The 8132-nt window shown below is 37.3% G+C and carries 4 protein-coding genes; all 4 read right to left on the minus strand.

The window, feature by feature from the left end; genetic code table 11:
• Positions 1 to 506: 506 nt before the first annotated feature.
• Complete coding sequence (locus tag ME1_RS03625) at positions 507 to 1709, minus strand: pyridoxal phosphate-dependent aminotransferase (protein ID WP_004863352.1); 1203 nt, start codon at positions 1707 to 1709, stop codon at positions 507 to 509.
• Between the two features lie 900 nt (positions 1710 to 2609).
• Positions 2610 to 2819 (minus strand): cold-shock protein, encoded by a 210-nt coding sequence (locus ME1_RS03630; RefSeq protein ID WP_004863356.1) that lies wholly within the window; start codon positions 2817 to 2819, stop codon positions 2610 to 2612.
• Positions 2820 to 3055: 236 nt separating this feature from the next.
• Positions 3056 to 6541 carry a carbamoyl-phosphate synthase large subunit gene (gene carB / locus ME1_RS03635; protein WP_004863358.1) on the minus strand — a complete coding sequence of 1162 codons (3486 nt, stop codon included), beginning with the start codon at positions 6539 to 6541 and terminating at the stop codon, positions 3056 to 3058.
• 573 nt (positions 6542 to 7114) lie between these two features.
• Positions 7115 to 7954 carry a DUF1460 domain-containing protein gene (locus ME1_RS03640; protein ID WP_004863360.1) on the minus strand — a complete coding sequence of 280 codons (840 nt, stop codon included), beginning with the start codon at positions 7952 to 7954 and terminating at the stop codon, positions 7115 to 7117.
• Between the last annotated feature and the right edge of the window lie 178 nt (positions 7955 to 8132).

An 8132-nucleotide genomic window follows, 5' to 3' on the forward strand; every position in this document is an offset into this window, starting at 1 on the left:
AATTTGCCGGGCAGTTTGTCCGGCTTTTTTTTTGATTCTAGAATAGTATCCCAAAATGCAGATCTCTTGGCAGATGATAAAAAAAATATAACTTTTATGGATATCCAACGTTTTTTCTAGGTACATCAAGGTATGATAGCTTTGAAGATTATTTGAATTATGATGATCATTGCGCAATAAGTAAGGTTTGATAAGGAAGCATAGTACTTAGTAAGTGACCACAGTTTCTTTAGCTATACAAATTTAATGAATAAGTATGGACTTTACGAGCTATAAAAAGCTTTGAAAGAGTACGTTATATAAGAGACTCATTTTTAAAATTTCTTGTTTTTCACAAGGCGAAATAGGATATTTCATTTTTTGTTTCTGTTTTCGATAGATATATCGCTTCACTAGTACTATTTTCTAAAAAGCCTCTTTATTCATGCCATAATCTTACGGATGAAAATCTCTCAGATAAACTGATCTACAAAAAAAACTATAACAGTAGATGATGCTCAAAGTTTTTAAAGTAAATTATTACAAAAGCGTTGGATACGTAAGCAAGCTTCTTCAAGTAACTTTTCTGATGTTGCATAAGAGATACGAAAAGCTGGTCCGAGTCCAAAAGCAGATCCATGAACGACAGCAATTGATTCTGCTTCCAGAAGTTCTATTACAAAGTCTTCATCATGAGAGATTACTTTACCTTCAGGTGTTTTCTTTCCAATGAGTTCCGCACAGGAAGGATAAACATAGAAGGCACCTTCAGGTGTTGGACAGTGAATGCCAGGAGCTTGGTTTAACATAGAAACGACGAGATCACGGCGTGCTTGGAAGATACTTTTGTTTTGAGTAATAAAATCTTGTGGACCATTGAGTGCTTCGACAGCTGCCCATTGTGAAATAGAACTTGTGCCGGATGTTTGCTGGCCTTGAATGGTATCCATGGCTTTAATTAATTCTTGCGGTCCCCCTGCGTAACCGATTCGCCAACCCGTCATGGAATAAGCTTTAGAGACACCGTTCATTGTGAGTGTACGGTCATAAAGTTTTGGTTCTACCTCTGCTGGAGTGACAAAGGTAAAACCTTCGTATGTGAGATGTTCATATATATCATCGGTGAGAATATAAATATGAGGATATTCTACTAAAACATCTGTTAGCTTTTTTAATTCATCATACGTATAAGCGGCACCTGATGGATTTGAAGGAGAGTTAAAGATGAACCACTTTGTTTTGGGGGTAATAGCAGCTTCTAGCTCTTGTGGTTGAAGTTTATAAGAAAATTCGGCTTTTGTTTCCGCAAAGACAGGTATTCCACCATTGAGAGTAACCATTTCTGGATAACTGACCCAATAAGGAGATGGAATGATAACTTCATCCCCTTTATTTAAAGTGGACATCAACGCATTAAAGAGGATTTGTTTACCACCGGTACCAACAATAATTTGCTCTGGTTGATAGATAAGATTATTTTCTCTTTTAAACTTTGCTGCAATTGCTTGGCGCAATTCTGGAATACCAGATATGGGAGTATACTTTGTTTCTCCACGTCGAATAGCTTCAATAGCGGCATTTTTGATATTGTCTGGTGTATCAAAATCCGGTTCTCCAGCACTTAAAGCAATAACATCACGACCTAATGCTTTCAAATTACGTGCTTTTTGGGAAACAGCAATTGTTGCAGAAGGTTTGATATGGGAAAGCCGGTCGGCGATAAATGCCATAGTTTCAATCCTTATATATCAGAAAACAATTATTGATTTAAAACTATTCTATAAGAGATTATGTTGTATGCAATAAAAAATTGCAGAAAAATTCTCAAACTTTTTTCTCTTAAGTAATGATAGAAAGGTGAATGGGTGATGTATTCCATTTATGGATAACAGGAGCGATAGCATAGAGAGATTTTATCTCAAGAGTAAAGATTGACAGGGGATATGGTTTATTGAAAAAAATTCTGGAATTTGCGTACAGACAGAAAACTTTCCTTGTTGTTTTGTTGAAGTTATTCATTTGATTTTTAAAACAAGAGATCAATGGTTAAATTTTCTCTTTTGTTTGGCATATGGTATAATTTCAGGACATGTTATGTCTCTTTGTATAAGGCTAGAGGACTGACATCAGACTTAGAAAAAGTTACCAAGAGCTGTGAGTGTGAAACTGTAATGTTTAATACTCCTTTTGTTTATACCATGCCTACCATTTTTTCTCCTTCAAATGAAAAACAGTGAATAACTATAATGAATACGTTCACAAAGAGGGATATTTTATTGGATGTTTGTGCAATAAAATCAGACAGGTTAAACGTTTTTTCTAGGGATTTGATAAAAAAGTTTTTTCTTTTGTGAGGTTTTTGAATTACGCTTCAGTCCTCCTTTTGTTTAGAGTGATATATGGAGTGAGCTGAGGAATTTTTGTTTCAAAGTAACATGTGTACTGTAGCTTTTTGAGGTTTTACAAGAAAGAGTCAACCGCGGTGATTATGGAAGATTAAAGAGGGAAAAAGCATTATATTATAGAGAATTTGTTTTTGATTTTATAAAGGTAAATTGCGCTTTATAAAAAGTAAAAAAACCTTCGTCTTTACAGACGAAGGTTTTTTTTAATATTGCAGAATTAAAAGATTAAAGTGCTGCAAGGTTGCTGGCGGCAAATTTCCCAGAACGACGATCTTGAAGAACGTCATAAGAAATTTTTTGCCCTTCATTAAGGTTATTTAAACCAGAACGCTCAACAGCGGAAATATGCACAAATACATCTGCACTGCCATCACTAGGCTGAATAAATCCAAAACCTTTTGTTGTATTAAACCACTTAACTGTTCCTGTAGACATAGGAGATTCCTTAAAATATATAATTGTATTGTGTACTGGAACTAAAAAGCTCTCAATACGGTTTTAGATCGAAATTAGGTGGGAGAAGTTTCGTCGAGAGTGCATGTCGCACAGGAAAGAAAGTCACATAACCGAAAGTCCGATAAGACCCGTATAAAAGTCTTTAGAATAAAAAGCAAGCCTTAATTTATATTTTCATATAAAGAATGTGTATGCATTGTACCATAGCAAGAAACTCAAGTGAAATAGCTTTGCAGTGAGCGCACTTCGAGACACTTTTTTTTGAGTGCTTTGATCGCTTGTACGACAGCTTCAGCTCCAGTTATTGTTGTATAATAGGGGACTTTTTGCATAAGTGCTGCTTGGCGTAATGATTTAGAATCTGAGATGGCACTGGCAGTGCTGGTTGTATTGAAAATCAATTGAATTTGTCGATTACGAATAGCGTCCTCAATATGAGGGTGCCCCTCTAGAACTTTGTTAATTTTTTTTGCCTCAACGTTATGTTCGGTAAGAAATTTTTGTGTTCCACTTGTTGCTAAAACAGTAAAACCAAGCTCAGTTAAACATTTTACGGGGTTTAAGATACGTTTTTTGTCTTCATCTCTCACAGAAACGAACAAAGTTCCCTCCTTTGGGAGCTCAACACCAGCTCCAAGTTGCGCTTTAGCGAAAGCAAGGGCAAATTCATAATCAAGCCCCATAACCTCACCGGTTGAGCGCATTTCTGGACCAAGAAGTGTATCGACACCTGAAAAACGAGCAAAAGGAAAAACTGCTTCTTTGACAGCAATATGTTGTTTTTGCTGCAGAGAGGGTAGTCCACCATAAGCTTGAAGAGTTTTGTGAAGAGTTTCTCCTGCCATAATACGTGCAGCTATTTTAGCAATGGGGCGACCAATTGTTTTTGCAACGAAGGGGATAGTACGCGAAGCACGCGGATTGACCTCTAAGACATAAATTGTGCCGTCTTTAATGGCATATTGCACATTCATCAAGCCACGAACATGAAGCGCTTGTGCTAATGCTTTGGTTTGATGTTCTAATTCAGCGACTATGTTATGAGAGAGCGTATGGACTGGTAAAGAACATGCTGAATCACCAGAGTGAATGCCAGCTTCTTCAATATGTTCCATAATACCAACAACAAGTGTCTCTTTTCCATCACAAAGACAATCAACATCAACTTCAATTGCTTCTGTCAAATAGGTATCAAATAAAAGTGGATTTTTACCAAGCAATGTATTGATCTGTCCTGTTTTGTCGTTGGGATAACGGGCTTTGATATCTTCTGAAACCAATTCAGGGACACTCTCAAGCAAATAATTTTGCAAGCTGCGTTCATCACGGATAATTTGCATAGCACGTCCTCCTAGAACATAAGAAGGGCGCACAACCAATGGAAAGCCTAATTCATGGGCAATGAGGCGTGCTTGTTCGATTGAATGAGCAATACCGTTTTGAGGTTGGGTTAAGTTAAGTTTGAACAATAATTTTTGAAAGCGATCTCTATCTTCTGCTAAATCAATGGCTTCAGGTGAAGTGCCTAGGATGGGGATATTATGTTTTTCTAGTGCACTTGCCAACTTCAGCGGCGTTTGTCCACCAAATTGAACAATGACTCCAACCAATTCGCCTTTTTGCTGTTCTGTTTCTAAAATAGCGATAACATCTTCTGTTGTTAGAGATTCAAAATAAAGACGATCAGAGGTATCGTAGTCTGTTGAGACAGTTTCAGGATTGCAATTGATCATAATGGCTTCGAAGCCTGCTTCACGGAGTGCAAAAGCAGCGTGGCAGCAACAATAGTCAAATTCAATGCCTTGTCCAATGCGGTTTGGTCCCCCCCCTAAAATAGCAATTTTTTTGCGTTCAGAAACTTGTGCTTCTGAGTGTTCTATCCCAGCAAAGGGAGCTTCATATGTTGAATACATATAGGCTGTAGGTGAAGAAAATTCAGCTGCACACGAGTCAATTCGTTTGAAAACGTGCTTAACATTAAGTGCTTTGCGCAAAGCAGCAATATCATCAGGCTTTTGTCCTGTAAGGGTGGCTAAACGTGCATCCGAAAAGCCCATCGCTTTTAACATGCGTAGATTATCTGCGTCTTGGGGCAATCCATGGATGCGGATGTATTGTTCCATTTCAATAATTGAGGCTATTTGTTCCAAAAACCACGGATCAATTTTGCTGATTTGATGAATTTCATTTAAGGGTAACCCCGAACGCATTGCTTGGGCAATGTAGCGCAGGCGATCAGGACTTGGGATTGCAATGGCGGAGCGTATAGAACTTTTTTCATCACCTTCAGCATGTTCAGGGATCACAATTTCATCAAGACCAGTAAGACCTGTTTCAAGTCCACGCAGTGCTTTTTGCAGTGATTCTTGAAAGGTGCGTCCTATTGCCATTACTTCTCCTACAGATTTCATCGCTGTTGTGAGGACGGGTGATGAACCTGGAAACTTTTCGAAGGCAAAACGAGGAATCTTGGTGACAATATAGTCAATAGAAGGTTCAAATGATGCTGGTGTTACACCGCCTGTAATATCATTTTTTAATTCATCAAGTGTGTAGCCAACAGCCAGCTTAGCTGCTACTTTTGCAATGGGAAAACCTGTTGCTTTTGAGGCAAGTGCTGAAGAGCGGGAAACACGCGGGTTCATTTCAATAACAACAAGGCGACCGTTTTCAGGATTAACAGCAAACTGTACATTAGACCCACCAGTTTCAACACCAATTTCACGCAGTACAGCAATGGAAGCATTGCGCATACATTGATATTCTTTGTCTGTTAAGGTGAGGGCAGGGGCTACGGTGATCGAATCACCGGTATGAATACCCATAGGGTCAATGTTTTCAATGGAACAAACAATGATACAGTTGTCGTTCTTATCGCGAACAACTTCCATTTCATATTCTTTCCATCCCAAAACACTTTCTTCAATCAAAACTTCTGTTGTAGGTGAAGCTTCAAGTCCTCGTTCAATGATTTCATAAAATTCAGAGCGATTATAGGCAATTCCTCCGCCGGTTCCACCAAGGGTGAAAGAGGGACGGATAATAGCTGGAAGACCAATAATATCAAGAGCTTGAACCGCTTTTGCTGTAGCATGTGCGATATAATGTTGTTTACGGTCAGCTTCTGTGTGACGCCAGTTTCGTTCAAGCTTTTCCAGTGCTTGATCAAGAGCATCACCGGAAAGTTTTGCTTTCAGCTCATCGCGTTTCTTTGCATGTTGTCGGCGATTTTTTTCTTTAAGTTCTGTTGCGTTGGCTAGCATGGAACGTGGTGTTTCCAAACCGATTTTTGCCATCGCTTTGCGAAATAAAGCACGATCTTCAGCTTTATCAATCGCATCGGCATTTGCACCTATCATTTCAACGTGATAGCGGTCTAAAATTCCCATACGCTTTAAGGATAAGGCTGTATTAAGGGCTGTTTGCCCTCCCATGGTGGGTAAAAGTGCGTCGGGACGTTCAAGAGCAATAATTTGTGCAACGATTTCAGGAGTAATAGGCTCAATATACGTCGCATCAGCTAAATCCGGATCGGTCATAATAGTGGCAGGATTAGAGTTAACCAAAATAATTCGGTAACCTTCTTCTTTTAGTGCTTTACAAGCTTGTGTGCCTGAATAGTCAAACTCACATGCCTGACCAATAACAATAGGTCCTGCTCCAATAATAAGAATAGATTTTATATCTGTGCGTTTTGGCATGGTTTTTTCCTATGACAAACATCTGTGCGCAATTGCGTCAGGCAAAATATTTAAATTTTAAGGCTAAAACTGTTTTATAGGTTAAGTGATAAAGAAAGTAAGCCATAAAATGCCTTTTCCATGTTTTTTTTATAGCATTGAAGATCAATTGCTTTTTTGTGTTGACAAAATTTATATCGTAGCATGAATACAACTTTTAAGAGAAAAAAGGCTTCTTATACGGAGTGGAGTGCTAATGTACTTACCACTATTGCATTATTGTTATGTTTGTCATTCTCAATTTTTGAGCTATGATCTTTTGCATTTCCTGTTTTGTGATGATACTAAATTTAATCAACGTCATGAACAGCATTCTTTGATCAAAAATTGAGAATGACAAGAAATATCATAAGCTGGTTCTTTTACTTAAGATGTAAAGCTAAAGTAAGATATCCCTGATCTTATGCTTCAAAATACCAACAAAGATGTTGTATGTGTATAGATGACATGAATTTGAATATTTAGTTTGATAATTTGAGGGCTTGTTCGAATATGTATTGATAATTATAGGGGACATTTCAGTCCCCCTAGAGGTCATTTTATGGCTCTTAAAACAACAATTCCTGGTGTTTTTGCTACATACTCCATAAAAGGGGAGTCCACGACTTTTTCATTTTCTTTTCGTGAAGAAGCATTTCGTAACATCGGGCCATTATCTGTTAAGATGAAAAAACCCACATGGGTTACATCCAATCCATCGAGTTTCGTGTATATACCAATGAAATCACCAGATTGTAATTGGCTTATAACATCCTCATTAATAAGGTTACTTGGAATATATGTTATATTGCGCTTAACAATTGGTAATCCAGGAAGATACTTCCCGCCATCAGATTTTTTATTGAGATATTTTTTGGTACTTACTGCATTGGGACTGATCTGTGCGGTAATGTCATCGGCAAGTTTATATTCTTTGTAAGCCCAATCAGTGAAAAAATGTTTTCGATTCAAAAAGCTTATATTACCGTCAACATAACGTGTTCGGATAACGTTATTTATAAATTCTGTTTGTGAAGTTGATTTCCGTAATGCTTCAACATAGTCTAGATAAGTAAAGCAATCTAAACCTCTAAAGTCGATTATGAGTTCTTCTGGTACATTCTCTGAACCTTGTAACATATTGGCTTGGTAAGGTGTTCCTAAAAAAGCTCCAGAGAGAAATTCGATTATTTTTCCTGTCTCATGGTCATTGATTTTCGAGCGCTCTTTAAGAAGAATATTGAGTTTTTTTAAAGTATCGGGATCTAGATTCACTTGTTGTTCTTGCTGTATTTCCGTTTTAATTTCAGAAGTTTCTTTATTTCCATCAGAGTTCTGAAAGTCACATCCCGTAACCAATGCTGAAATTAAAATGAATTGGAATATTTTTCGCATTTTTTCACCATTTTTGAATTTAATAATGAGCGGTACTTTTCTGCGTTAATCAGATTATCTTGCACTCACTATAACATATCATAAATATAGCATAAAGAGGTATATGTATGGTTTTATGCTAGGTAATGTTGAATGCATACTATATAAATACTTTTAAAAAAGAAGTATACAAAATTTT

Source organism: Bartonella vinsonii subsp. arupensis OK-94-513 (assembly GCF_000278235.1).
Classification (GTDB): Bacteria; Pseudomonadota; Alphaproteobacteria; order Rhizobiales; family Rhizobiaceae; genus Bartonella; species Bartonella arupensis.